General features: G+C 63.9%; 25 protein-coding genes. 10 read left to right on the forward strand and 15 right to left on the reverse strand.

Features of this window, described 5'->3' with window-relative positions; genetic code table 11:
• Window positions 1–27: 27 nt before the first annotated feature.
• Window positions 28–726 carry a metallophosphoesterase gene (locus tag GN300_RS01100; RefSeq protein WP_042923373.1) on the forward strand — a complete coding sequence of 233 codons (699 nt, stop codon included), beginning with the start codon at window positions 28–30 and terminating at the stop codon, window positions 724–726.
• Window positions 716–1,579, forward strand: a complete 864-nt coding sequence (locus GN300_RS01105; protein WP_063316843.1) for a hypothetical protein — start codon at window positions 716–718, stop codon at window positions 1,577–1,579. Before GN300_RS01100 ends, GN300_RS01105 begins: the two co-directional genes overlap by 11 nt.
• Here the strand turns inward: GN300_RS01105 and GN300_RS01110 are convergent.
• Window positions 1,572–2,675, reverse strand: coding sequence for a winged helix DNA-binding domain-containing protein (locus GN300_RS01110; RefSeq protein WP_063316842.1), 1,104 nt, complete (start codon window positions 2,673–2,675; stop codon window positions 1,572–1,574). The genes GN300_RS01105 and GN300_RS01110 overlap by 8 nt on opposite strands.
• Window positions 2,676–2,685: 10 nt before the next feature.
• A complete protein-coding gene (locus GN300_RS01115; protein ID WP_063316871.1) occupies window positions 2,686–3,951 on the reverse strand; it encodes a sensor histidine kinase in 1,266 nt (421 codons plus the stop codon).
• 126 nt (window positions 3,952–4,077) lie between these two features.
• Here GN300_RS01115 and GN300_RS01120 point away from each other — a divergent pair, with 126 nt between their 5' ends.
• On the forward strand, window positions 4,078–4,314 hold the full coding sequence (locus tag GN300_RS01120; RefSeq protein WP_007736112.1) for a hypothetical protein: 237 nt from the start codon (window positions 4,078–4,080) through the stop codon (window positions 4,312–4,314).
• Window positions 4,315–4,317: 3 nt separating this feature from the next.
• Here GN300_RS01120 and GN300_RS01125 read toward each other — a convergent pair whose 3' ends face one another.
• From GN300_RS01125 to GN300_RS01150, 6 genes are all read right to left on the reverse strand, one after another.
• Entirely contained in the window at window positions 4,318–5,487 is a 1,170-nt protein-coding gene (locus GN300_RS01125; RefSeq protein ID WP_003945069.1) for an ABC transporter ATP-binding protein, read from the reverse strand.
• 4 nt (window positions 5,488–5,491) lie between these two features.
• Window positions 5,492–6,322, reverse strand: a complete 831-nt coding sequence (locus GN300_RS01130) for a carbohydrate ABC transporter permease (protein WP_003945075.1) — start codon at window positions 6,320–6,322, stop codon at window positions 5,492–5,494.
• 1 nt (window position 6,323) lies between these two features.
• On the reverse strand, window positions 6,324–7,205 hold the full coding sequence (locus GN300_RS01135; RefSeq protein ID WP_044480569.1) for a carbohydrate ABC transporter permease: 882 nt from the start codon (window positions 7,203–7,205) through the stop codon (window positions 6,324–6,326).
• A gap of 80 nt (window positions 7,206–7,285) precedes the next feature.
• Window positions 7,286–8,623 carry an ABC transporter substrate-binding protein gene (locus GN300_RS01140; RefSeq protein ID WP_030536939.1) on the reverse strand — a complete coding sequence of 446 codons (1,338 nt, stop codon included), beginning with the start codon at window positions 8,621–8,623 and terminating at the stop codon, window positions 7,286–7,288.
• A gap of 227 nt (window positions 8,624–8,850) precedes the next feature.
• Window positions 8,851–9,345, reverse strand: a complete 495-nt coding sequence (locus tag GN300_RS01145) for a general stress protein (RefSeq protein WP_003945065.1) — start codon at window positions 9,343–9,345, stop codon at window positions 8,851–8,853.
• A gap of 107 nt (window positions 9,346–9,452) precedes the next feature.
• Entirely contained in the window at window positions 9,453–10,415 is a 963-nt protein-coding gene (locus GN300_RS01150) for a CoA ester lyase (protein WP_003945087.1), read from the reverse strand.
• A 72-nt stretch (window positions 10,416–10,487) separates the two neighbouring features.
• On the opposite strand from GN300_RS01150, the gene GN300_RS01155 reads away from it, so the two are divergent.
• From GN300_RS01155 to GN300_RS01175, 5 genes are all read left to right on the forward strand, one after another.
• Window positions 10,488–11,774: a magnesium transporter MgtE N-terminal domain-containing protein gene (locus GN300_RS01155; RefSeq protein ID WP_003945077.1), complete on the forward strand. Its 1,287-nt coding sequence runs from the start codon at window positions 10,488–10,490 to the stop codon at window positions 11,772–11,774.
• Entirely contained in the window at window positions 11,771–12,313 is a 543-nt protein-coding gene (locus GN300_RS01160) for a DUF1003 domain-containing protein (protein WP_003945067.1), read from the forward strand. Before GN300_RS01155 ends, GN300_RS01160 begins: the two co-directional genes overlap by 4 nt.
• A 75-nt stretch (window positions 12,314–12,388) precedes the next feature.
• Window positions 12,389–13,852, forward strand: a complete 1,464-nt coding sequence (locus tag GN300_RS01165) for a lytic transglycosylase domain-containing protein (protein WP_225320098.1) — start codon at window positions 12,389–12,391, stop codon at window positions 13,850–13,852.
• 145 nt (window positions 13,853–13,997) lie between these two features.
• Complete coding sequence (locus GN300_RS01170) at window positions 13,998–14,861, forward strand: lytic transglycosylase domain-containing protein (protein WP_003945171.1); 864 nt, start codon at window positions 13,998–14,000, stop codon at window positions 14,859–14,861.
• A gap of 24 nt (window positions 14,862–14,885) precedes the next feature.
• Window positions 14,886–16,022 carry an Mrp/NBP35 family ATP-binding protein gene (locus tag GN300_RS01175; protein WP_003945178.1) on the forward strand — a complete coding sequence of 379 codons (1,137 nt, stop codon included), beginning with the start codon at window positions 14,886–14,888 and terminating at the stop codon, window positions 16,020–16,022.
• Between the two features lie 64 nt (window positions 16,023–16,086).
• Here the strand turns inward: GN300_RS01175 and tatB are convergent, their stop codons facing one another.
• From tatB to sigE, 4 genes are all read right to left on the reverse strand, one after another.
• Window positions 16,087–16,479 carry a Sec-independent protein translocase protein TatB gene (gene tatB, locus GN300_RS01180; protein ID WP_003945177.1) on the reverse strand — a complete coding sequence of 131 codons (393 nt, stop codon included), beginning with the start codon at window positions 16,477–16,479 and terminating at the stop codon, window positions 16,087–16,089.
• A gap of 74 nt (window positions 16,480–16,553) precedes the next feature.
• Complete coding sequence (locus tag GN300_RS01185; RefSeq protein ID WP_063316841.1) at window positions 16,554–18,032, reverse strand: S1C family serine protease; 1,479 nt, start codon at window positions 18,030–18,032, stop codon at window positions 16,554–16,556.
• A gap of 75 nt (window positions 18,033–18,107) precedes the next feature.
• Window positions 18,108–18,467, reverse strand: coding sequence for a hypothetical protein (locus tag GN300_RS01190; protein ID WP_003945180.1), 360 nt, complete (start codon window positions 18,465–18,467; stop codon window positions 18,108–18,110).
• 52 nt (window positions 18,468–18,519) lie between these two features.
• A complete protein-coding gene (gene sigE / locus GN300_RS01195) occupies window positions 18,520–19,116 on the reverse strand; it encodes an RNA polymerase sigma factor SigE (protein ID WP_029255812.1) in 597 nt (198 codons plus the stop codon).
• Between the two features lie 330 nt (window positions 19,117–19,446).
• On the opposite strand from sigE, the gene GN300_RS01200 reads away from it, so the two are divergent.
• Window positions 19,447–20,082 (forward strand): O-methyltransferase, encoded by a 636-nt coding sequence (locus GN300_RS01200; RefSeq protein ID WP_007736091.1) that lies wholly within the window; start codon window positions 19,447–19,449, stop codon window positions 20,080–20,082.
• Here GN300_RS01200 and glgC read toward each other — a convergent pair.
• A complete protein-coding gene (gene glgC / locus GN300_RS01205; RefSeq protein WP_003945185.1) occupies window positions 20,079–21,293 on the reverse strand; it encodes a glucose-1-phosphate adenylyltransferase in 1,215 nt (404 codons plus the stop codon). The genes GN300_RS01200 and glgC overlap by 4 nt on opposite strands.
• 132 nt (window positions 21,294–21,425) lie before the next feature.
• Here glgC and glgA point away from each other — a divergent pair, with 132 nt between their 5' ends.
• A complete protein-coding gene (glgA, locus tag GN300_RS01210; protein WP_063316840.1) occupies window positions 21,426–22,598 on the forward strand; it encodes a glycogen synthase in 1,173 nt (390 codons plus the stop codon).
• A gap of 6 nt (window positions 22,599–22,604) precedes the next feature.
• Here the strand turns inward: glgA and GN300_RS01215 are convergent, their stop codons facing one another.
• Window positions 22,605–23,444, reverse strand: coding sequence for a putative RNA methyltransferase (locus GN300_RS01215; RefSeq protein WP_058228132.1), 840 nt, complete (start codon window positions 23,442–23,444; stop codon window positions 22,605–22,607).
• A 117-nt stretch (window positions 23,445–23,561) separates the two neighbouring features.
• Window positions 23,562–23,729, reverse strand: a complete 168-nt coding sequence (locus tag GN300_RS01220) for a DUF3117 domain-containing protein (protein ID WP_003945169.1) — start codon at window positions 23,727–23,729, stop codon at window positions 23,562–23,564.
• Between the last annotated feature and the right edge of the window lie 11 nt (window positions 23,730–23,740).

The following is a 23,740-nucleotide window of genomic DNA, read 5'->3' on the forward strand; positions in this document are numbered from 1 at the left end:
CCTCGCGGTGGCGGTAGCGTCGTCGAAATGGTCTCCGTTCTCGCTGTCAGCGACGAGACCGTCGAATTCCTGTGGAGCAGTCAAGTTCGTTCACTCGGAGTCGACGTGATCCTGGGCGCAGGCGATCTGCCGTTTGCGTATCTGGAGTACCTGTCTGACCAACTGAATGCGCCTTGCGTGTTCGTTCCCGGAAACCACGACGCCGATCTGTCCGGATATTCGAACAAGAGATCGGGTTGGACGCGGGCCGGGATGCCTGCGCAGTGGCCGGGGCCTACCGGCGCAGTCAACGCCGACGGACGCATCGTGACCGTCGCCGGTCTGCGGATCGCGGGCCTCGGTGGTTCCATCCGATACAACACGGGTCCCAATCAATGGTCCGAGCGCCAGCAGAGCCGACGCGCTCGCTCGCTCGCTTGGCGAAACGCCTGGCAATCGCGACTTCCCGGCGGCCGGGCGGGCGTGGATGTGCTGCTCACCCACAGCCCCGCCCGCGGTGTCGGCGACGCCGAGGATCGGCCACATCGAGGGTTCGAATGCTTCACGCCTTTGATTCACAACCTCGATCCGACGGTGATGGTCCACGGACACATCCACCCGCACGGGCGAACCCCTCTCGATCTGGCGGTAGGCCGGACTATCGTGCTCAATACCGTCGGCTTCACGCTGATGGAGATTTCCCCAGGTACTCCGCCGACGATCGTGAGGCGCCGACATGGCTCGTGACACCGGATTTCCCACAGCCGACGCGGAAAACGACTTCGCTCGTCAGCGTCGACGCGCCGACGTGGCACGTCTGGTCAGTTGGCTACGACGCGAACCGGACGACGTCAACGCGATCCTGCCGTTCGACGAGGTTGTCGCAGCTCTGGGCAAGGTCGGCGAGAAGTCTCTGGGGCTGCAGGTCGTCACCATCGAATCGATAGTCGGAAGTGTCGACCGCACAGGTGATTTCGACAGGTACTTCCGTCCGACGTCCACTCATTCGCGCGCTCGTTGGGAGCGACTTGCGGTGGCGCAACGACGCGGCGAATCGGTGCCACCCGTCCAGTTGTATCGGGTCGGCTCCATGCATTTCGTGATCGACGGGCACCACCGAGTGTCCATTGCTTGTGCGATGCACCAGAAGACAATCGACGCGTACGTCACCGAGATCATCACGCGTATCTCGCCGGAAGGCATCACTCAGCGCGCTGATCTGCTCATCAAGGATCATCGCCGACTCTTCCTCACCCGCGTTCCGCTGCAGGGTTCACAACGCGAAGCCGTCCAGGTCACCGACCCGTGGGAGTACGCCGAACTCAGTGAGTGTGTGGAGGCGTGGGGTTTTCGGCTCATGCAGGAGAAGGGTGAGTTCCTCGGCCGAGACACGGTCGCCCGCCGCTGGTTCGGCGAGGAGTTTCTGCCCGTCGTGCGAATGCTGCGGGGCGCCGAGATGTTGCCCGAGCACACCGACGCCGAGGCCTACTTGTGGATCGCACGAGAGCGGTACCGGTTGGTGCGGCGCCACATGTGGAACGACGAGATCGTGGCCGAACTGCGCGATCGAGCACCCCGAAAGCACAAGCCCGCTACGTAGATACAGTGAAGTGAACCTCGCGGTTCGGGATCTTCGGGTGCATGAACTTCAGCAACGAACGCGCTTCTTTCTCGATGGACGCGAGGGCGGTCTTCGGTTGCTGTGCAAACAGAGTCGCACCCAACTCGACCGTCTCCTTGGCCGGCGTCACCGTCGCGAATCCCACCACCTTTCCGCGCACCAGGATGGCGGGCTTGATGATGCCGTTGACGGTGAAGACGCGAGTTCGATACTGCTCGTCCATGATTCGCGAGCGGTCGGCGTGCGAGAGCAGGATGTTGTCGAACGGAGCAAGGATTCTGACCGGCGGTGTTCCGGAGGTCGGTCGTGGCGCGTCCGGCAGGTCGAACACCTCGGCCCCTTTCGCGTTGACAAAGGTGATCAAGCCGGGACGTAGCCTCTCGAAGACTTCGGCGAGTCTCGTGAGCCCTGACCACGCTTGCGCATCTTTCACACTGGCGGGCCCGAAGGCCGCCAGATAACGAAGCACCATCGCATCCGGATCCGGCGATGAACTCACTTCCGTGCCAAGCCAATTCTCCAAGGTCGTCAGTGCCGGTACTCCGGATCGTCCCCACAGGCCTCGCGGTGGGACCTGCACCATCGGCAGAAGTCCTCGAACTCCGTGCGCCAGTCCCTCGGCCGCGTGACCGGGAAAGCGCTCTGCCAGTATCGGTCTCATCTGCATCTGGGTGAGCGGCCCGTCCGCTACGAGGTCCCGTCCCGCCCGCGCCAGAGCGTCGAGATCCAACCCGGTGAGCGCCGCACGCTGTGTGCTGTTGGTGTGGAGATCGCGTTCCATGATCGTCTGAACCGTGGCCCGGAAGGGGCCCGCATCCGCGGCCGAGAGAGCAAAAACCGTGCCCCGCATGGCAACCAGCCGCACCACCTGGCGCTTCTCCACAAGGGTGGAGAGGTCTTCTGCTGCAAAGTTCTTCAGCCGCGCCCACAGTGCCAGATAGGGAGGCGTCGGCGCCTGGGCTTGCAGACCCGCCAGGTGCTCGATCGCATCCAACGCGCTGACCTCGGCCCTCCGCAGCAGGAACTGCCTCGCCAGTGTCGCCAGGTTGAGCTCGCGATCGGTGATCAGTGTCATCGACAACTCCTCAGCGCTCGTGGTCGGATTCGGTGACGATCTGGAACGGTATCTCGACTCGCGCGAGGGTTCCGGACTCTTCACCCGGCCCGACCGAGAACGAGCCACCCGCAGCAACCACCCGCAACTCGTGCGAGAGCAGCCCTATGTGGCCGGCGGCCCGTCGTTCGGCAATCCGATCGACGCTGATCCCCCGGCCGTCGTCCGAGACCACCAGCACCGCACGGTGGTCCAGTCGTGCGAGCTCGATCCGAACATTTTGCGCACCGGCATGTTTGACGACGTTGGCCAGCAGCTCTCGTGCGGCGCCGAACAGGACGTCGTCCGCGGACGTGCGCAGATCGTCGTTCCAGCCCGAAGTGTCGACGTCGACCACTACTCCGCCGCGTCCCTGCGCCGATCGCGCGAGGTCCCCGATCGCGCGGGCAAGGCCCACGTGGACGAGAACTGTGGGATGCAGTTCCGAGACGGACGATCTCAGCAGCGTTGTCGCTTCACCGAGCGCTTTCCCAGCTCGCGCCAACGCGACAGGCTCCGCACTGTCTGCCAATTCGTCGAGATCCATCCGCGCGGCGAGAACGTACTGGAGCGCCCCGTCGTGCAACTGCTCGGACAGTTCCGTGCGCTGTCGCTGCTCGAGCCCCATGAGTTCGGCCAGAAGGCTCGTGCGATGCCCGACGAGTTGTCCGATGGTCAACACGCGTGATCTTTGAATCCGAGTCAGTCCGATTGCGCCTGCGCCCACTCCGGCCAAGGCCATGGTGCTCAGCAGGATCGACGGCCACGGCTCGGAGTTCGAAGTCATCGTTGCCCAGCTGGAAACGAAGAACACCCCGATCGTGCAGGCAACGACGCCGACACACACGTCCGTCCGCAGTTGCGTACACGCCAGAACCGGAATGACGAAGAGCCCGTTGCTCAAGATATCGGCGGTCCAACTCTGCTCGGCCGCGAGACCGGTCAGCAATGTCAGAGTTGCGAGCACGGCGAGGTCGACGAACAAGCCGAGCCAGATCATCGTCACCGGGCCGGTGCCGCCTTTGCGGATCCACAGCGCCACGGCTGCCGACCAGAGGGCATAGGCGCCCAGAATCGCGAAACACCATCCCGCGTCGTTCATCGGCGGGACGAAGATCAGTGTCAGGGCGATGAACAGCACCAGAGCGCCGCGCACCGTCAGTTGGAGGTACGCACCGCGGTAGGCGTGTTCGCGCATGATCCGCTCGAGGTCCGGGCCGCCGGGCAGGTGCTCGGTTCGTACCGAGGATTCGTTCATCTGTCCTCCTGTGCCGCCCATCCCATTTCCCTGTGAATGAGCTTCGCACACGAGATTTCACAATCAACCCGCAATACCGTGAATGGCACAGCATTCACCGAACCTCGAAACCACGCAGGAGTGCTCATGATCTCGACCCGAGCAAGCAAGCGCCGCATCGCCACTCGATTTGCCGTCGCCGGCGCCCTGGCAGCGGCGCCGATCGCCGTGGTGGCCGGGACAGCGCAAGCCGCCCCGGCCTCCACCCATCACGAACAATTCGGCCGCCTGGTCCCCCTACCCGAGCCGGCCGACGCAGCGCCCGGCCCCGAACAGGTACCGCTGCCCTGGGGCGCGACGTATTCGGTCACCTTGCCCGGGTAAAGGTCACAGCAGCAGATTGGCTCCCGTACCGCCGTCGAACACTGCGATCTTGGCGGGATCGAACCAGAGATCGACAGACCTGCCCTGGGCCACCGTGGACTCGGACGAGAGCCTGGCAACCAGTTGACCGCCACCAGCGACGGCCGTTCCCGAATCGGCGGCGAGTTCCTCGAGTTCACGAGAGTTGACGGCGGGGCCACCAGCGAGGAAATACGCGTACTTGTCCGAACCCATCGATTCCAGCACGTCGACGTCGACGGTGAACGTCCCACCGTGCGGCTTCTGCGCTGCATCGACCAGCGCCACGTCCTCGAAATGTTCCGGCCTGATACCGACCACGACGTCCTTGCCCGAGCCGCTGCCCGAGATCTTCGACTGCGCCGCCGCGGGCAGGCGAACATCGCCGATCGGCGTGCTGACGCCGTCGGCCGTCAACTGTCCGGGGAAGAAGTTCATGGACGGGGACCCGATGAACCCCGCCACGAACAGATTGTTCGGTCGATCGTAGAGTTCCTGCGGCGCACCGATCTGTTGCACGATTCCGCCGCGCAGCACGACTACCCGATCGCCGAGCGTCATCGCCTCGGTCTGGTCGTGGGTCACGTAAATCGTTGTCGTACCGAGTCGCTGCTGCAGACGGGCGATCTCCGTCCTCATCTGCACGCGCAGTTTGGCGTCCAGGTTGGAAAGCGGCTCGTCCATGAGAAACGCCTTCGGGCTGCGCACGATTGCGCGTCCCATCGCCACACGCTGACGCTGACCGCCCGACAGGTTCGCCGGTTTGCGATCGAGATGCTGGGTGAGGTCGAGGACCCGCGCAGCGTCGTCGACCTTGGCGTTGATCTCGTCCTTGGACATCTTCGCCAATGTCAGTGGGAAAGCGATGTTCTGGCGCACCGTCATGTGCGGATACAGCGCATACGACTGGAACACCATCGCGATGTCGCGGTCCTTGGGGGCGCGTTCGTTGACGCGTTCACCCGCGATCCGCAACTCACCGGTCGAAATGTCTTCCAGCCCGGCAATCATGTTGAGCGTCGTGGATTTTCCACAACCGGACGGGCCCACGAGAATGATGAATTCTCCGTCGGCGATGGTGATGTCGACATCACTGACCGCCTTGGCTCCGTCCGGGTACAGCTTGGTCACCTTGTCCAGCACGATCTCGGCCACAGGCTTATCCCTTCACTGCGCCGGAAGTAAGCCCGGCCACGATACGACGTTGGAAGAACAGAACAAAGATGATGATCGGAATGGTGATGACCATGGCGGCCGCGGCGATCGACCCGGTGGGCTCCTCGAATTGTGAAGCGCCGGTGAAGTTCGCGATGGCCGCGGGGGCGGTGATGGAGCGTTCGGTCGACGTCAGCGAAATCGCGAACAACAGGTCGTTCCAGCAGAAGATGAACACCAGGATTCCCGCAGTGACGATGCCGGGCGCGGCCAGTGGAGCCACCACCTTCCGGAACGCCTGCCCCGGCGTCGCGCCGTCCATCTGCGCCGCCTTTTCGAGTTCCCAAGGAATCTCTTTGAAGAACGCCGAGAGCGTGTAGATCGCCAACGGCAACGCAAAGGTGATGTACGGCAGGATGAGTCCGGCCCAGGTGTCGAAGAGCCCGAGCCGTCGTTCGATGTCGAACAGCGGGCTCACCAATGAAATCTGCGGGAACATCGCGATCAGCAGGGCAACAGCCACCAGCAGCTTCTTGCCCGGAAAATCCAGGCGCGCAATCGCGTAAGCAGCCATGGTTCCGATCACCACGGCGATGACCGTCGAGATGAGTCCGATGCCGATGGAGTTGATCAGAGCACTGGTGAAGGCGCTGGTGTCGAAGATTCCTCGGTAGTTGTCCAGGGTCCACTTCTCCGGAATGAACTTGCCGTCCTTGATGGTTCCGGCGGGCTTGAAGGACAGGCTCGCAATCCACAGGACGGGAACCAACGCGTACAGCAAGACCAGAAGGTTGACGACGGACCAGCTGATCTTGAGTCTGGGAGTCACGGTCATGTCAGCGTCCTTCCGTATCGGATCCGGGAGCCGAAGCACCGAAAAGTTTGATGAAGATGAACGCGATCACTGCCACACACACGAAGATCAGCACGCTGATCGCGGATCCGATACCCAAGTTGAATGCCTTGAACAGATTGTCGTAACCCAGAATCGACACCGACCCGGTGTCGTTCGCTCCCTTCGTCAGCACGTAGATGTTGTCGAAGATGCGGAACGCGTCGAGTGTGCGGAACAGCAGAGCGACGAGGATGGCGGGCTTCATCAGCGGAAGGATGATGCGTACCAACCGGGTCCACGCACCGGCGCCGTCCACCTGAGCCGCCTTGAGAAGGTCATCGGGCACGAGCGCCAGGCCGGCGAGCAGGAGCAGCGCCATGAACGGCGTCGTCTTCCAGACCTCGGCAAGGACGATGATCGCGAGCGACGGGATCTGGTCGGTGAGCGGCGCACTGCCGTCGGGCAGGAGATTGGCGAGGTAGCCGGTCCCCGGCGTCCACGCGTAGTACCAGCTGTATGCCGCCGCGACGGTGACGATGCCGTACGGGATGAGCACAACGGTGCGGACGAGCCCCTTGCCCACGATCGTTCGGTGCATCACCAGTGCGATGGTCAGTCCGAGAACGAACTCGATGACGACCGAGACAACCGTGATCGACGTCGTCACCGCGAACGCTTGCCACCAGTAACCGTCGGTCAGCACCGACACGTAGTTGTCGAACCACACGAACTTTCGTTGATCCGGGAAGCGCAGGTCGTAGCGCTGCAAACTCAGCCACACGGCGTAGACCACCGGATATGCGGTCACCGCGATCATGAGAATCGCGGCCGGGGCCACCAGCCAGAGACCGAGGCGACGCTCGGCCGCCTTTCCGTCCGACATCTTCGACTTCGCGGAGTGCTTCGGCTCCGGCGATGCCGTCGCGACTGTTGGTGCAGCTCCCGAATTTTCGCTGTCGATCGTCACGGAATCAGCCCCTCGGAATTGACTGCCTTGCGTACCTGCTCGGCAAGATCGTTCACGGTCGATTCCGGATCGATGTTTCCCACAGGGTTCAGCGTGGCAGTGATGAGCGTCGAAATACTCTGATAGGCAGGAGAAACCGGACGAACCGAAGCGGTGTCCAGGCTGTCGCGAACCTCACGCCACGCCGGGTACGCCTCCTGAAACGCCGGGTCGTCGTACAGGCTCTCGAGAGTCGGCGGAACGCCACCGGCTACCGCGTTGTTGCGCTGATTCTCCTCGTTACGCAGACAGGTGAGCGCATCGAAAGCGAGGTCCGGATGCTGGCTGGTCTTGGCCACCGCTACGTTGAAGCCGCCGATCGTGACCTCGGCCGGCTTACCCTCGATCACCGAGGGATACGGAGCGGCAAGGAAATTCCGTTCTCCGTTCACCGTGAGCACCGTGTTTCCGGTGTTCTCACTGGTGACGTTGCCCTTGTCGTCGATGTACGGCAGATCGCCCTTCTCGGCGTTCTCCATGATGCCGGGCAGCACGAACGGCCAGTTGACCTGGAAGGCAGATTTGCCGCTCTCCATACCCAGTCGCGACGACGCTTCATCCCCCTGCGAGATCGAGGGATCCGCACCCTTGGCGGTAGCGACGCGCTTCATGACGGTCAGCGCCTGTTGGGCAGCATCACCGTCGGCCACCGTCACGGTTGTTCCGTCCGGCCCCACCACCGATCCGCCGGCACTGGCGAGAAGGGTGTTGAACCAGACCATCAATCCTTCGTACTGCTTGCCCTGCACACCGATCCAGCTGGGGCGCCCCTCCGCGGCCAGGCCTTCGGAGATGTCGATCATCTGATCCCAGGTCTGGGGTGGTTGCCCGTCCGGCATCAAATCCTTTCGATACCAGAGCAATTGGGTGTTGGTGTTCAATGGCGCCGCATAGAGTTGGTCCTGCCACTTCGCCGACTCCAGCGGACCCTCGAGCGTCCCGTTGCTGACCTCGGCCGCCACGTCGTCAGGAAGCGGCAATGCCCATCCCGCTTCGGCGAATTCGGCAGTCCACACCACGTCGAGCGTCATCAGATCGAGTGACTTGTCGTTGCCGGTCAGACGCCGGGCCAACTGAAGTCGCTGGTCGTCGGCACCCTTGGGCAGAGTTTTCTGCTCGACCCGGTACGCGCCGTTCGACGCCGCCGAACAATTGGCGGCGGCCTCCGCATACTGCTCGGCGCCGTCGGCAGCGGTGTAGAAGGACAGCACCACGCCGTCGTCATTGTCCGATCCGCACGCACTGAGCAAGGGCGCCAACAACAATGTTGCCGCGCCGAGCAGCCCCGCCCGCAATTTCTTCTTTTGTCCCGCCCGCGATCTCTCGTTCTGCACAGCCGTCCTCCTCGGGCGGCGAGACGGCGCAGTCGTTACGGCTGGCCGACGCACCACACATCGGCACTTTTGCCGGAGAAGGGACCTATTTCCTTGTCCGGCAAACGGTCACGGGAAGCGAGTACTACCTCGCCCGCGTGTACATAAAGTAACCGAGATCACATAAATTGGCAGCCCGAGTGAGAATGTCAGATAGCGAGCTTGGCGAGCAGGTCGCGCGCCGACTCCGCCGTCTTGGGCTCACACAGTACGTCGTAACGTCCGGCGACCAACTGCATCGTCGAGGCGAAGTCCCGCTGCCCACGCGTCGCGGCGTACGGAATCGTCGTGGAGATGACACCGAAGATGATGCCGCCCACGATGCCCGCGATCAGCGGAGCGAGGAAACCACCGGTGACGATTCCGAGCACCAGGCCGAAGAAGACACCGAGCCACGCGCCGGAGACGATGCCGCCACCGATCACCTTGGCCCACGTCAACCGACCGAGAACTCGCTCGACCTGCATCAGGTTCACGCCGACGATCGTGACGTCCTGAACCGGGAATTCCTGATCGGAGAGGTAATCGACTGCGCGCTGCGCCTCGGCGTAGGTGGGGTACGACCCGATGGGCCATCCCGAAGGCGGTGTCGGCAACGCTCCACGGCGCGACCCATTCGACGATTGACCGAGCGGATTGGACATGGCTGGCTGCGCTCCTCTTTTCGGGCACGTCATCCACGCGGATGACGCAAGTACATCTACCCCCTATTGTGCCCTTTACAGACCTGATTCGTTCGGCTATGCGAGCGTCAGGCGTGTTCGGGCGGCGTGAATTCCGAGGTGCGCGTCATCCCCGCGGCGCGGCCCTTGGCCGAAATCACCAGTGCCATCTTGCGACTCGCCTCGTCGATCATCTCGTCGCCGAGCATGACGGCGCCCCGCCCTCCCCCGGCAGCCGAGGTGTGGAACGCGTACGCGTCCAAGATGAGTTCCGCACGGTCGTAGTCGGATTGGCGCGGACTGAACACCTCGTTGGCCGCCTCGATCTGCGTGGGGTGCAGAACCCACTTGCCGTCGAAACCGAGCGCTGCCGTTCGCGCAGCCGACCGAGTGAAAGCCTCGACGTCGCGGATCTGCAGGTACGGCCCGTCGATGGCCTGGACGCCGTGCGCCCGCGCGGCCATCAAGATGGTCATCAGGATGTGGTGATACGCGTCACCGCGGTCGTAGCCGTCCGGTTGCTCACCGACGACCAGAGTTCGCATGTTCAAGCTCGCCATGAAGTCGGCCGGGCCGAACACGAGCGCCTCGACGCGGGGACTCGCGGTGGCGATCGCGTCGATGTTGGTCAAGCCGATCGCGTTCTCGATCTGCGGTTCGATCCCGATCCTGCCGACCTCGAGACCGTTGGCCTTCTCGACCTGCGTCAACAACAAATCGAGCGCCTGGACGTGACTCGCATCGGGAACCTTGGGCAGCAGAATGGCGTCCAGATGCGCTCCGGCGCGGCCCACCACCTCCACGACGTCGGCATACGTCCATTCGGTGGTCCAGTCGTTGACCCGGACCACCTTGACCTGTTTGCCCCACCCGTCCTCGGCCAACGCGTCGCCGATCGACTCCCTGGCCGCCTGCTTCGCCAGCGGCGCCACCGCATCTTCGAGGTCGAGAAAGATCTCGTCGGCGGGCAATCCCTTCGCCTTGTCGATCATCTTCCGACTGCTGCCGGGAACTGCCAATACCGATCGACGGGAACGGTTGCGTGAAGTCATTGCGGACTGCCCTTCTCGATTTTCGGTGGCGCCGTTGCAGATTTTGACGCTGGACGAATTAGCCTTGCAATCATGGCAGCAGCAGGCAAGGTATTTGCAGCCAGGCTTGCCGGCCTGGTTGTACTCGGCCCGGACGGCGAATCGATCGGTCGTGTGCGCGACGTCGTCATCACGGTCCGCATCGGACGCCAGCAACCCCGCGTTCTCGGTCTGGTGATCGAAATGTTCACGCGCAAACGCATTTTCGTTCCGATGTTGCGTGTGACAGCAATCGAACCGAGTGCAGTCACCCTCACCACCGGTAACGTCAGTCTGCGGCGCTTCAACCAGCGCCCGGGCGAAGTGCTCGCTCTGGCGCAGGTACTCGATTCGCATGTGCGCGTGGACGACCCGGAACTCGAGGAGCTTCACGGCGTCGACACGATAGTCGTCGATCTCGGAATCGAATCGACGCGGACGCGAGACTGGGTGGTCTCCAAGGTCGCGGTTCGCGGCCATCGCGGACGCCTCGGTCGACGCGCGGCGATTCACATCGTCGACTGGCAGCACGTCGCCGGCCTCACCCAGAGCGACCTCTCACTCCCCGGCCAGGGCGTAGCTCACCTGCTTCTCCAGTACGAAGGCATGCGACCCGCCGATGTGGCCAACGCCATGCGCGAACTGCCGGAGAAGCGCCGCCACGAACTGGCCGTGGCGCTCGACGACGAACGCCTCGCCGACGTCGTGCAGGAACTGCCGGCGGACGACCAGACCGATCTGCTGATGCACCTGGAAGTCGAACGCGCCGCCGATCTACTCGAAGCGATGGATCCCGACGACGCCGCCGACCTGTTGGGCGAGCTGCCCGAAACCGAGGCCGAGTCACTGCTTCAGTTGATGGACCCGCAGGATTCCGAACCTGTTCGACGCCTGCTCGAGCATTCCCCGGACACTGCCGGTGGTCTGATGACGCCCGAACCGGTGGTACTGACGGCCTCGACGACGGTCGCGGAGGCCCTTGCCCGCGCCCGCAACTACGACGTGACCCCGGCGCTGTCGAGCATGGTCTTCGTCGTACGTCCGCCGACGGCGACTCCGACCGGGCGGTATCTCGGCTGCGTCCACTTGCAAAAGCTTCTCCGCGAGCCTCCCGCCAGCCTGGTAGGCGGACTACTCGACACCGACATGCCCCGGTTGGCCCCGGACGACTCGTTGGCGTCGGTCACCCGATATTTCGCGACGTACAACTTGGTATGCGGGCCGGTCGTGGACGACGAGAACCACCTGATCGGGGCCGTGACGGTCGACGACGTGCTCGATCACCTCCTGCCGGAAGACTGGCGTGAGGATTACTCCGACGACGAGGAACTACTCCGATGAGCGAACGGGCGTCGAGCACGACCGCACGGCAACGACTGGAAACGCCTCGCGGAAGCCGCCGGTTCAATCTCGATTTCGACGTCGAAGCTGTCGGGCGCGTCAGTGAACGCATCGCCCGCTTCCTCGGCACCGGGCGTTATCTCGCAATCCAGACGATCATCGTGATCGTCTGGATCCTGATCAACGTGTTCGCGGTGGCCCTGCAGTGGGACCCGTACCCGTTCATCCTGCTCAACCTGGCCTTCTCCACCCAGGCCGCCTACGCGGCGCCGCTGATCCTGCTGGCCCAGAACCGTCAGGAGAACCGCGACCGGGTCTCGCTCGAGGAGGACCGCTCACGCGCCGAGCAAACCAAGGCGGATACCGAATTCCTCGCCCGAGAACTCGCAGCTCTGCGTATCGCCGTCGGCGAGGTTGCCACCCGCGACTACCTGCGACGGGAGCTCGAGGAGATCAAGTCGATCCTTGCTGCCGACGGCGAACCGACCCCGAAGAAGAAGCACCGTGACTCGAATACTGCGAAACAAAGTCACAACTAGCTGAGCGTTCGCTGAGTTTTGCTGCACGCACCGTGACCGATATGTAACGTAAGTCACAGCAATATGGATATCACGGTGGGTACTCCGGAGCGGGAGCGCCAGCAAAGGGGAATCGTGCGAGTACGCGGAATGATTGCAGCATCCACACTGGTGGGGGGACTGCTCGTCGTCACAGGTCCAGCGGCCCTCACTGCCGGAAGCGCACCGACCGGAGGGTCACAGGTTCCGATCGCACTGGCGGGCTCCGCCTCGATTGCGCAGCCGGACTCTGTCGACTTCCTCCCGACGCCCCGCACGGTCCGAACGCAAAGATCGGCCCCGCCCAGCGATACGGTCGCCGGCGCCCCGGCAGCGCCCAACGCTGCGGCCGTCGTCCTCACCTCTCTGGGCATCCCCGAGATCGTCCTGAACGCGTACCGCTCCGCGGAGCTGGTGATGATGACCGAGGCACCGGGATGCGGAATCCCCTGGCATCTTCTGGCCGGCATCGGACGCATCGAATCCGGTCACGCCAACGGCGGCAAGACGACCTCGGTGGGTACGACGGTCACCCCGATCCTCGGCCCCGTCCTCGACGGACGGCTGGCAGGCAACGAAGTCATTCGGGACACCGACAAGGGCGCGATCGACGGCGACCCCACTCACGACCGCGCCGTCGGGCCGATGCAGTTCATTCCGGCCACCTGGGCCGGATATGCCAGCGACGGCAACGGGGACGGAATCAAGGACCCCAACAACGTCTTCGATGCGGCGCTCTCGGCAGCGAAGTACCTCTGCAGCGGCGGACTCAACCTGCGCGATGTCGCCCAGGAGACCAAAGCTGTTCTGCGATACAACAACTCGGCCGCTTACGCAGCAAACGTGATCATGTGGTCGACGGCATACAAGAACGGTGTCATTCCTTCCGGTCAGCTGCCGTACACCTCGGGCATCAACACCGGCAGCTCCGCGATCAACGCCGCCGCCTCGGCAGACTCCGCCGCTTCGGCCGTACTCGCCGCGGCTGCGGCTACCGATCCGGCGGCCGGCGACAAGGAATCAGCGTCGACGACGCCGACCCCGACCACCACTCCCCTCTTCCCGGGTCTGCCGGACATGCCTGCACTCTCACCCGAGATCCAGGCACTGATCCCGCCGGGCGTCATGCCGACCAGCCCCGCTCCGGGACCCAACGCCGCCCGGAACGCAGCTCCCGGTCCGATCATCCCGCTCCCCGTCCTCACATCACGGGGTCTCGTGTGGCCGATTCTGACGGCCGAGGGATGGCGCTGGCCCGACGACATGTGTGTGATCCTTCCGGACCCCGCAGCCCTCGACGCCTTGCAGGACGGCATCCTTCTGCCGTGCACGATCCCGGGCATGGCAGTGGCCGCCACGGCACCCGCCACCACCGACGCGGCTCCCGCGGAATCCTCTCCACCCGCCGCCCCCTCTCCGGAGCCCGCACCGGCACCGGCACCCGCACCGGAGCCCGCTCCGGCCCCGGCTCCGGCATTCGTGCCGTTCTTCCCGGGCCTGCCCGGCATGCCCGCTCTGTAACCGAAAAATCACGAAAGAACAGTGCATATGCCCCAAACTGCCCTTCTAGATCACGGTTGAATAACGGAAACGCAACAAATCAGGTAGCCTCGACTCCGTCAGTTGAACGGAAAACCTCCTCGCGGAGGTTCAGGAGGCATACACAGTGGGTCGGCACAGCAAGAAGACAGATTCGCACATCCGTCGAAATTCGGTCATCGCGCTCACCGGACTCATCCCTATCGGACTCGTCACCGCAGCTAACACGGCCGGCGCCGCTCCCAAGGTCCCGTTCTTCAACACCAGCTCCGCCGAAACGGTGGACACCGCCGCACAAGCCACGCAGGAACCGCAGGCGCAGATTCTGCCCGCCGTCGAAGCAATCGCCGAGCCGGCTCCCGCCCCCGCGCCGGAACCCGCGCCGCTGGCTCCCGTGCAGGCAACTCCCCCGCTCCCCGCCTCGATGGCCGAGGGCGCACTCGGAATCCCGAGCGTGAGCGTCGCCGCCTACCAGAACGCCGAGCGAATCCTCGCTGTCGAGAAGCCCAACTGCAACATGCACTGGACGCTCCTCGCCGGTATCGGCCGCGTCGAATCCGGCCACGCCAACGACGGCAAGGACGCCGACGCGAACGGCAACCTCTACAAGCCCGTGATCGGCCTGCCACTCAACGGCAGCCTCCCCGGCCAGGCCGTCATCATGGACACCGACGGCGGCGCCCTCGACGGCGACACCGTCTACGACCGCGCAGTCGGCCCGATGCAGTTCATCCCGTCCACGTGGAACCAATACGCCGGTGACGGCAACGGTGACGGAATCGCCGACCCCCAGAACCTTTTCGACTCCGCACTGACCACCGGCAAGTACCTGTGCGACGGCGGACTCAACATGCAGGACGTCACCCAGGTTGCCTCCGCGATCCACCGCTACAACAACTCGGCCGCCTACGTCGCCAACGTTCTGGCCTGGTCGCTCGGGTACTCCACCGGCATCGTGCCCGCCGCATCGGACCTGCCGCGCATCCACTGACCTACCTGGACTTACCATGGAGTCATGTCTGTACTGACCGAGTCCGACGTTCGCTCCGCGCTCGCGCGAGTTCTGGACCCAGAGATCCGCAAACCCATCACCGAACTGGGGATGGTCAAGGGGATCTCCCTCTCCAGTGACAACAGCGTCGACATCGGCATCTATCTCACGACCGCCGGCTGCCCGATGCGCACCGAGATCACCGAACGCGTCACCAAGGCCGTCGCCGATGTCGCCGGGGTCGGCGCGATTCGCGTCGAACTCGACGTCATGGACGACGCTCAGCGAACCGAGCTTCGCAAGTCGCTTCGCGGCGATTCCGCCGAGCCCGTCATCCCGTTCGCCCAGCCCGGTTCACTCACCCGCGTCTACGCCGTGGCCTCCGGCAAGGGCGGAGTCGGAAAGTCCAGCGTGACAGTCAATCTCGCGGCAGCAATGGCCGCGCGCGGACTGTCCGTGGGTGTACTCGACGCGGATATCTACGGCCACTCGATCCCCCGCATGCTCGGCACCGACGCCAAGCCGACTCAGGTCGAGCGCATGATCATGCCGCCCGTCGCCCACGACGTGAAGATGATCTCCATCGCGCAGTTCACCCAGGGCAACACACCTGTCGTCTGGCGCGGACCGATGCTGCACCGCGCGCTCCAGCAGTTCCTCGCCGACGTGTTCTGGGGCGATCTGGACGTGCTGCTGCTCGATCTGCCGCCCGGCACCGGTGACATCGCCATCTCGGTGGCTCAGCTCATCCCGAGCGCCGAGATCCTGGTCGTCACCACACCGCAGCAGGCTGCTGCAGAGGTCGCCGAGCGCGCGGGCGCCATCGCCCTGCAGACCCGCCAGCGCGTCGCCGGCGTCGTCGAGAACATGTCCTGGCTCGAACTTCCCGACGGCACCCGTATGGACGTCTTCGGCGAAGGCGGCGGGCAGACCGTCTCCGATCGCCTCACGAAGGCCGTCGGCGCCAAGGTTCCGCTTCTCGGACAGATCCCGCTGGATCCGTCCGTCCGCGAGGCAGGCGACGCCGGGACGCCGATCGTCCTCAGCGCTCCCGATTCACCCGCAGCCATCGCACTCAAGGACATCGCCGACAAGTTGGCCGTCCGTCAGCGCGGGCTGGCCGGAATGTCGCTCGGTATCAACACGGTTCGCAACCTGTAGAACCCCCTCATACGGAAGGGCGCCTGTCACCGATCGGTGACAGGCGCCCTTGCGTATGTCGAATCTAGGTGGCGTCGAAGTCCACAGGAGGACGTTCGCCGGCGGTGAGTGGCTTGTCCTTCGACAGCGTCTTCGGCTCCTGCACTCCGCTCTGCGGCTTCTTGTCGAAGTTGCCCGTGAAGATGGAGTCGTCGCCGTCGAGGAGGTGCTGGGTGATCACAGCGCGCGGCGTCATTCCGCGCAGCTTGTTCAGATCTGCGAGCGGTTTACGCAGATCCTCGAAATCGGTGCCCAGTTCTTCCTTGAGCTGATTGGAAGCGCCCGAAGCATATTCGCGCACCTGCCTCAGGGATTTCGTGACCCAGGAGACCGCACCAGGAAGCCGCTCAGGTCCCAAGATGACCAGAGCCGCTACGAGGAGGATCATGAACTCGCCCCAACCGATGTTGCCAAACACAGGGTCAGCCTACTGTGTGCTCGCTCGGTGCGCGCATGTCCGGATCAACCTCACAGGAAGATCGCAGGGTCCGATCAGTCCGACACCGGCGTGACCGAAATGTCGACCTGCCGTCCGTCGCGGATCAACTGAACGTTGACAGGCTGATCGACGGTCGTCGCGTTGACCGCAACCACCAATTCGTCGGCGCTTGTCACCGGTCGGTCACCGACCTTGACGATGACGTCACCCTCGACGATCCCCGCACGTTGAGCGGGGCTGCCGTCGCGCACGTTGGCCACCGCAGCACCACTGGTCGCGTCATTGACCGCGGTGCGGGCATTCACGCCGATGTCGGGGTGATGAACCTTGCCGTCGCGAATGATGGTCTGCGCCACCTCGGTGACCGTGTCGATCGGAATCGCGAAGCCGAGCCCGACCGAACCACCGGACTCACTGAGCATTGCGGTGTTGATGCCGATGACGCGGGCTTCATCGTCGACGAGCGCACCACCGGAGTTGCCGTGATTGATCGCCGCGTCGGTCTGGACGGCGTCGATGACGGCGTTGGTGTCGGTGCCTTCACCCGACAACCGCAGAGGCCGGTTCAGTGCACTGACGATTCCGCGGGTGACGGTCTTGCTCAATCCGAGCGGTGAGCCGACGGCGACGACGTCGTCGCCCACCTGAACATCCTCGGATTTTCCGAGCTGAGCGACCGTCAGATTGTTCGCCGACACCTTGAGCACTGCGAGGTCTGTCTTGACGTCACGTCCGACGATCTGGGCGTCGGTCTTGGTTCCGTCGGAGAAGATCACCTGGATCTTCGCGTCCTGAGCGGGCGGAACGGCCGAGGAGATCACGTGGTTGTTGGTGACGATGTATCCGGCGCCGTCGATGACCACACCGGAACCCGTGCTGCCCTGGTCGCCGACGGCGACCTGAATCGACACCACGGATGGCAGTACGGCGTCGGCGACTTTCGCCACCTGAGACTCCGGCTGTTCCCCACCGCCGGATTGAACGAGCGTGACACGTGAGCTGGTGAGTGAACTGCGATCGGCAGTGATGACAGTGGCAAGCAATCCACCGACGAGAGCGATGACAAGCGCAATGCCCGCAAGCGCGGCCAGTGCCGAGGGGGCGACCTTGCGACCGAACAACAGCTCACGCACGTCGAGTTTCTGGGCGGGAGGCAACTGCACCGGCGCCTCGGACTCTGCGGGCTTGCCCAGCGAGACGGCGGATTCAGGATCACGCCACGGATCACTCGGCGTTTCTTCGTCGGGTGTGTTGTTCGCCGACGCCTCGGGATCGCGACCGATCGACTCGGTGGCGTCTGCCGGTCGACCGAACGCTTCGGCCAGAACCGGGTCCGGATTCCCGATCACGACGTCGGAAGACGGGGTCGATCGCGTGGCAATCGGAGTGAACGAGCCCTCGACTCCACTCGGCCGACCGAACACCTGGCGCGAGGCCGGATCGATCTGGGGTCGATAGACCGGACGGGGGTCGAGAACCGGCGCATCTGCCGGTCTGTCCACCGAACCGTTTGCCGAAGAATCCGAACTCACTCCGGAGTGCCCCCTTTTTCCGTCAGTCACATGGTCCAGTATCACTGATCCGCGCCGGGAAGCTGGCGCGCGGCGTCATTTGCGCCAGCGACGGGACAACCTCTTGCTGATGGTGGAGAAGCCGGCGGGTTGATTACCGACGGAACTGTCGGCGTTTTCCGAATTCGGCCCGGTAGTCGGACTGTTGCACGAAGGAATCTGGCTGAGAAGTCCCACCAGGGACAACGGCATCGTCATCTCGCCGCTTCGACGCAGCGCACCACGTGCCTGCTGCTGAGCATCGACGGCCGCAGCGCACTCGGCGCAGATCGAGATGTGATGCGAGGCCCGCAAGTAGGCCTGCATTCGGAGTTCTCCGTCGACGTAGGCAGCGATTGCCTCGCTGGCCAGATGTTCGGTCGAACCGAACTGGCGATGTGCCCGCGCCTCCGTCATTCGTCCCTCCAGGTGATTGACCACGTCCCGCTCTGTAGCTCGAACCCGACCGTCAGAAACCGACGAGTTCGGATTCGGCTGCGCGCTGCGCTGCCAGATGATCACGAATCGCCTGTCGCCCACGATGGATACGGCTACGAACCGTTCCGAGCTTCACTCCCAGTGTGGCACCGATTTCCTCGTACGACAGACCTTCGATGTCACAGAGCACGACAGCGGCACGAAATTCAGGTGCGAGTGAGTCCAGTGCGGCCTGCAGACCTGCGTCGAGGCGCGCGTCGTGGTAGATCTGCTCGGGGTCGGGACCGGGCGAGGGAACGCGGTCGTAGTCCTCGGGCAGCGCTTCCATACGGATGCGATTGCGTCGGCGAACCATGTCGAGGAACAGGTTTGTGGTGATGCGGTGCAACCAGCCCTCGAAAGTTCCGGGCTGATAATCGGAGAGCGAGCGGAACACCCGGATGAAGGTGTCCTGCGTCAAGTCCTCGGCGTCCTGGGCATCGCCTGACAACCGGTAGGCCAGGCGGTACACCCGGTCACCGTGCTGACGCACGAGTTCGTCCCAAGACGGCATGGAGGACTTCTCACCAGTTGCATCGAACACAGCAGTGCCGATCAATTCGGAATCCACAGCCGATTCCGTCGTCAAAACTTCCGACTCTCGAGGGCGAGGCTCGTCGTTGACCTGGTAAATAAGTTGATCCTCCTGCTCGGGATCGCGTAGTTCGATCACCGCGTTGTCCGAATCACGTGATGCGCGATATTCGGGAGAACCAGCCGATGCTGTGATTTGTTCCCGATCACCGAGCTGCGAAAGATCAACTTGGTAGAAATCGATACCGCCGTGCGATCTTCGATCCGGCGATGTATACACCTTTTCTCATCGCGGTGTGCACGCCATATGAGGAGCCTGAGGGATTCCTGAGAATCCTGGTGACTGCGCGCCTTGCAGCGACAATCCGAACCGCCCGATAACCTCATGAGCGTGACCCACGCCGAACAGATACTCCGCCACGTCGAGGACGTAGTTTCCGAGGACGAGATTTTGACCGCGGCGCGAGATCGAGCGCTGGATCTCGGAGCCCATCCGGTGACGCCCGCCGTCGGTGCGACGCTCGCGATGTTCGCGAGGATGCTCGACGCGAAGACGGCCGTCGAGGTGGGTACCGGAGCCGGCGTGAGCAGCCTGTGGCTTCTGCACGGAATGCGCGACGACGGCGTCCTGACCACGATCGACAGCGAACCCGAACATCAGCGGGCCGCCAAGCTGACCTTCCGCGAAAGCGGAATCGCTCCGGCACGCACTCGCCTGATCAACGGACGGGCTCTCGACGTGCTTCCCCGGCTCGCCGACGGCGGCTACGACCTGGTATTCGTCGACTGCGCCGCGATCGACCACCCGCACTACGTCCGCGAAGGTGTCCGCCTGCTGCGCTCCGGCGGTGTCATCGTTCTGCACAACGCCCTGGCCGACGGCCGCGTTGCAGACAGCTCCGCACGCGACGCGACAACGGTTGCGGTCCGAGAAGCGGCAAAGGCCGTGACCGAGGACGAGCGACTCATTCGAGTCCTCCTCCCCCTCGGTGACGGCCTCCTCTGCGCGAGCAAGCTCTAGATCCAGACGCCCTTACCGATGGCGACGACGCCACCCTGACTGACGGCAAATCGTTCGCGGTCACGTTCGAGATCGACGCCGATGATTTCGCCGTCACCGACGACGACGTTCTTGTCGAGGATCGCTCGCCGTACGACGGCACCCTTGCCGATGCGCACACCCGGCATCAGCACGCTGCCCTCGACGGTCGCACCGTCCTCGATCATCACGTTGGAACTGAGTACCGAATTGCGCACGGTCGCCGCGGACAGGATCGACCCCGCACCGACCACCGATTCCTGCGCGAGTCCGCCCTTCACGAACTTTGCGGGCGCGAGATTCTCGGTGGCGCCGCGGATGGGCCAGCGACGGTTGTAGAGATTGAAGATCGGGTGCACCGACACCAGGTCCATGTGAGCGTCGTAGAAGGCGTCGAGGGTACCGACGTCACGCCAGTAGCCGCGGTCTCGATCGGTGGCACCGGGAACGACGTTGTCCTTGAAGTCGTAGACCGACGCCTCACCCGCGGCGACCAAGGCGGGAATGATGTCGCCGCCCATGTCGTGATCGGAATCGGAATTCTCTGAATCAGCGCGGATGGCGTCCACGAGTACCTTGGTGGTGAACACATAGTTACCCATGGACGCGAACGTCGAATTGGGGTCGTCCGGTGTCCCGGGAGGATGGGCGGGCTTTTCCAGGAATTGGGTGATGCGTCCGGACTCGTCACTGTCGATGCAGCCGAAAGCAAAAGCCTCACTTCGCGGTACACGAATACCCGCGACCGTCACGCCTGCCCCGGATTCGATGTGGTGCTGAACCATCTGTTCCGGATCCATCCGGTACACGTGGTCGGCACCGAAAACCACGATGTACTCGGGGTCCTCGTCGTAAACGAGATTGAGCGACTGCAGGATTGCGTCGGCACTGCCGGTGTACCAGCGCGGCCCGAGTCGCTGCTGGGCCGGGACCGGGGTGATGTACTCACCCGCGAACCCGGACAATCGCCACGTCTGCGAAATGTGGCGGTCGAGTGAATGTGACTTGTATTGCGTCAACACACAAATACGCAGATATCCCGCGTTGACAAGGTTGCTCAACACGAAGTCGATAAGTCGATATGCACCTCCGAAGGGCACTGCGGGCTTCGCTCTGTCCGCGGTCAGCGGATACAAGCGTTTGCCCTCGCCCCCGGCGAGCACGATTCCAAGCACATGCGGCTGGCTTCTCACACCGCTAACCTATCCGCACTGGTGAACTCCCGCTAGCGAAGCAGTCCGAGAGGTCCGATCGTGTCCCCCTCCGAACGGTCGGGGATAACGTGATCGGTAGCCGGATCGACCACGGGCGGTTAGGTTTAGCGCGTGCGAGTCGCGATGATGACCAAGGAATACCCGCCGGAGATCTACGGCGGCGCAGGAGTACACGTAACCGAGCTCGTCGCTCAGATGAAACGGCTGTGCGAGGTCGACGTGCACTGCATGGGCGCCCCGCGCGAAGGCGCGACCGTCCACTCTCCCGACCCCGCTCTCGCCGGATCCAACCCGGCCCTGACGACGCTCTCCACCGAACTGCGCATGGCGGACGCCGCGGCCGGTGTCGACATCGTCCACTCCCACACCTGGTACACCGGACTGGCCGGGCATCTCGCGTCGGCTCTCTACGACGTGCCGCACATCCTCACCGCGCACTCACTCGAGCCCAGACGCCCGTGGAAGGCCGAACAGCTAGGCGGCGGCTATCGGATCTCGTCGTGGTCCGAACGCAACGCCGTCGAGCACGCAGACGCGATCATCGCCGTCAGTTCCGGTATGCGACTCGACGTCCTCGACGCGTACCCCGCTGTCGATCCGAGTCGCGTTCACGTAGTCCGCAACGGAATCGACACCGAGGTATGGCATCCCGGGGGATCTGCGCCGGGAGCACAGTCCGCACTCGCGTCGATCGGCGTCGACCCGGCAAAACCCATCGTGGCCTTTGTCGGACGCATCACGAGGCAGAAGGGCGTCGGGCACCTCGTCGCGGCAGCCCACCACTTCGACCCGGAGATTCAGCTCGTGCTTTGCGCCGGCGCTCCCGATACGCCGGAGATCGCCGCCGAGACGGAGAAGGCGGTGGCCGAACTCGCCCGGCACCGGGGCAATGTCTACTGGGTGCGCGAGATGCTCCCGACCGAGCAGATCAGGGAAATACTTTCGGCAGCAACGGTATTCGTCTGCCCTTCGGTGTACGAACCCCTCGGGATCGTCAATCTCGAAGCCATGGCGTGTGAGACCGCCGTGGTCGCTTCCGACGTCGGCGGCATCCCCGAGGTGGTCGCCGACGGCGTCACCGGTCGACTCGTGCACTACAACGCCTACGAGCCGAACGCATTCGAGGAATCGCTCGCGGCCACCGTCAATGCCGTTGTCGCCGACCGAGAAGGCGCCGACGCGATGGGTCGTGCGGGCAGGATCCGTGCGATCGACGAGTTCTCCTGGGCCGAAATCGCCAAGCAGACGCTCGAGGTCTACGCGGACGCCGTCACGAGACGCTGATCCGCGTCAGATCTTGCGATAGGTCGAGACCGTCGCCGACGCGGTGACGGTACTCGGCTGCGGCAGCTTCTCCACGGCGGCAGCCAGATCGGCGGGCGTCAGGTGTCTCGCCGACGGTCCCATCCCCACCAAGTCGAGGACGTCCTGGTGTGAGAGTGACATCGTGAACTCGACCTCGTCGCTACTCACACGCTCGAAGTATCCGGCCATCGACGATTCGAGACGTTCCACTTTGCGGTCGTCGACCCGGACCATCGCGAGAATGTCGATCAGCTCGCGCAGATGCCTGTCGGTGGGCGTCAGGACCACCAGAGCGCCGTCTTCGGCGAGAACTCGATGGGACTGCGGACCGTTACGAGGAGCGAACACACAGAGCACATGAGAGAGCGCTCCGCCGCGTATGGGCAGTGGTTGCCAGACGTCTGCGACGATCGAACCGATTCTTTCGTGGACCTTCGCGGCACGCCGGGCCGCGAACTTGGACACGTCCAAGGCTATCGCCCGAGAATCAGGCAGCGAATCCACGACGTGTGCGAGGTATTGTCCTGTGCCTGCGCCGATTTCGACGATCCGCGCGGGATCCGACCCCGCCGTCGTCGCGCAGGCCCGGGTGACGGCATCCATCAGCGGGCCGAAGTGGCCGGCGCCGAGCAATCGTGCACGCGCGGCAATCATCTCGGCACTGTCGCCGGTGAACTTCGTGGCACCGCCACTGATCAGGCTCACGTAACCCTGACGAGCGATATCGAATCGATGTCCGCGGTCGCACTCGGCGGCGCCGTCCACCAATTCCAGATCAGCAGCACACTGTGGGCAGGACAGAAGATCGATCACGGCGGCAAGCATTGATCCGTCCTTTCGGCTACCGGCGGTGCGCACACACTTCAGGCCCCGTACCGAAACGGATACGGAGCCTGCGTGCAATCACGTGCTGTTGTTCGTACTGCTACAACCTGGACCCGACTAGCTGGTGACGTTCGTGAGTTCCACACCGAGCGCTGCAGCTTCATCCGGGGTCAGCTCGACGACGAGGCGTCCGCCACCCTCGAGTGGAACCCGCATGACGATTCCTCGTCCCTCTTTGGTTGCTTCGAGGGGACCGTCCCCGGTCCGGGGCTTCATGGCCGCCATCCTCTGCTCCC

Origin of the sequence: Rhodococcus sp. Ni2 (assembly GCF_021352185.1) — a bacterium.
Taxonomy (GTDB): domain Bacteria; phylum Actinomycetota; class Actinomycetes; order Mycobacteriales; family Mycobacteriaceae; genus Rhodococcus_F; species Rhodococcus_F qingshengii.

What these genes read in the sequence shown, in the direction of transcription:
- GN300_RS01130 (WP_003945075.1), bottom strand. Translation starts at nt 6,322, where the DNA reads ATGACCGTGACTCCCAGACTCAAGATCAGCTGGTCCGTCGTCAACCTT.
- GN300_RS01135 (WP_044480569.1), bottom strand. Translation starts at nt 7,205, where the DNA reads ATGTCGGACGGAAAGGCGGCCGAGCGTCGCCTCGGTCTCTGGCTGGTG.
- GN300_RS01120 (WP_007736112.1), top strand. Translation starts at nt 4,078, where the DNA reads ATGATCTCGACCCGAGCAAGCAAGCGCCGCATCGCCACTCGATTTGCC.
- GN300_RS01100 (WP_042923373.1), top strand. Translation starts at nt 28, where the DNA reads ATGGTCTCCGTTCTCGCTGTCAGCGACGAGACCGTCGAATTCCTGTGG.
- GN300_RS01110 (WP_063316842.1), bottom strand. Translation starts at nt 2,675, where the DNA reads ATGACACTGATCACCGATCGCGAGCTCAACCTGGCGACACTGGCGAGG.
- GN300_RS01200 (WP_007736091.1), top strand. Translation starts at nt 19,447, where the DNA reads ATGAGCGTGACCCACGCCGAACAGATACTCCGCCACGTCGAGGACGTA.
- GN300_RS01150 (WP_003945087.1), bottom strand. Translation starts at nt 10,415, where the DNA reads ATGACTTCACGCAACCGTTCCCGTCGATCGGTATTGGCAGTTCCCGGC.
- GN300_RS01115 (WP_063316871.1), bottom strand. Translation starts at nt 3,951, where the DNA reads ATGAACGAATCCTCGGTACGAACCGAGCACCTGCCCGGCGGCCCGGAC.
- GN300_RS01190 (WP_003945180.1), bottom strand. Translation starts at nt 18,467, where the DNA reads ATGACGGAGGCGCGGGCACATCGCCAGTTCGGTTCGACCGAACATCTG.
- GN300_RS01145 (WP_003945065.1), bottom strand. Translation starts at nt 9,345, where the DNA reads ATGTCCAATCCGCTCGGTCAATCGTCGAATGGGTCGCGCCGTGGAGCG.
- GN300_RS01215 (WP_058228132.1), bottom strand. Translation starts at nt 23,444, where the DNA reads ATGCTTGCCGCCGTGATCGATCTTCTGTCCTGCCCACAGTGTGCTGCT.
- GN300_RS01105 (WP_063316843.1), top strand. Translation starts at nt 716, where the DNA reads ATGGCTCGTGACACCGGATTTCCCACAGCCGACGCGGAAAACGACTTC.
- GN300_RS01160 (WP_003945067.1), top strand. Translation starts at nt 11,771, where the DNA reads ATGAGCGAACGGGCGTCGAGCACGACCGCACGGCAACGACTGGAAACG.
- GN300_RS01155 (WP_003945077.1), top strand. Translation starts at nt 10,488, where the DNA reads ATGGCAGCAGCAGGCAAGGTATTTGCAGCCAGGCTTGCCGGCCTGGTT.
- GN300_RS01220 (WP_003945169.1), bottom strand. Translation starts at nt 23,729, where the DNA reads ATGGCGGCCATGAAGCCCCGGACCGGGGACGGTCCCCTCGAAGCAACC.
- GN300_RS01175 (WP_003945178.1), top strand. Translation starts at nt 14,886, where the DNA reads ATGTCTGTACTGACCGAGTCCGACGTTCGCTCCGCGCTCGCGCGAGTT.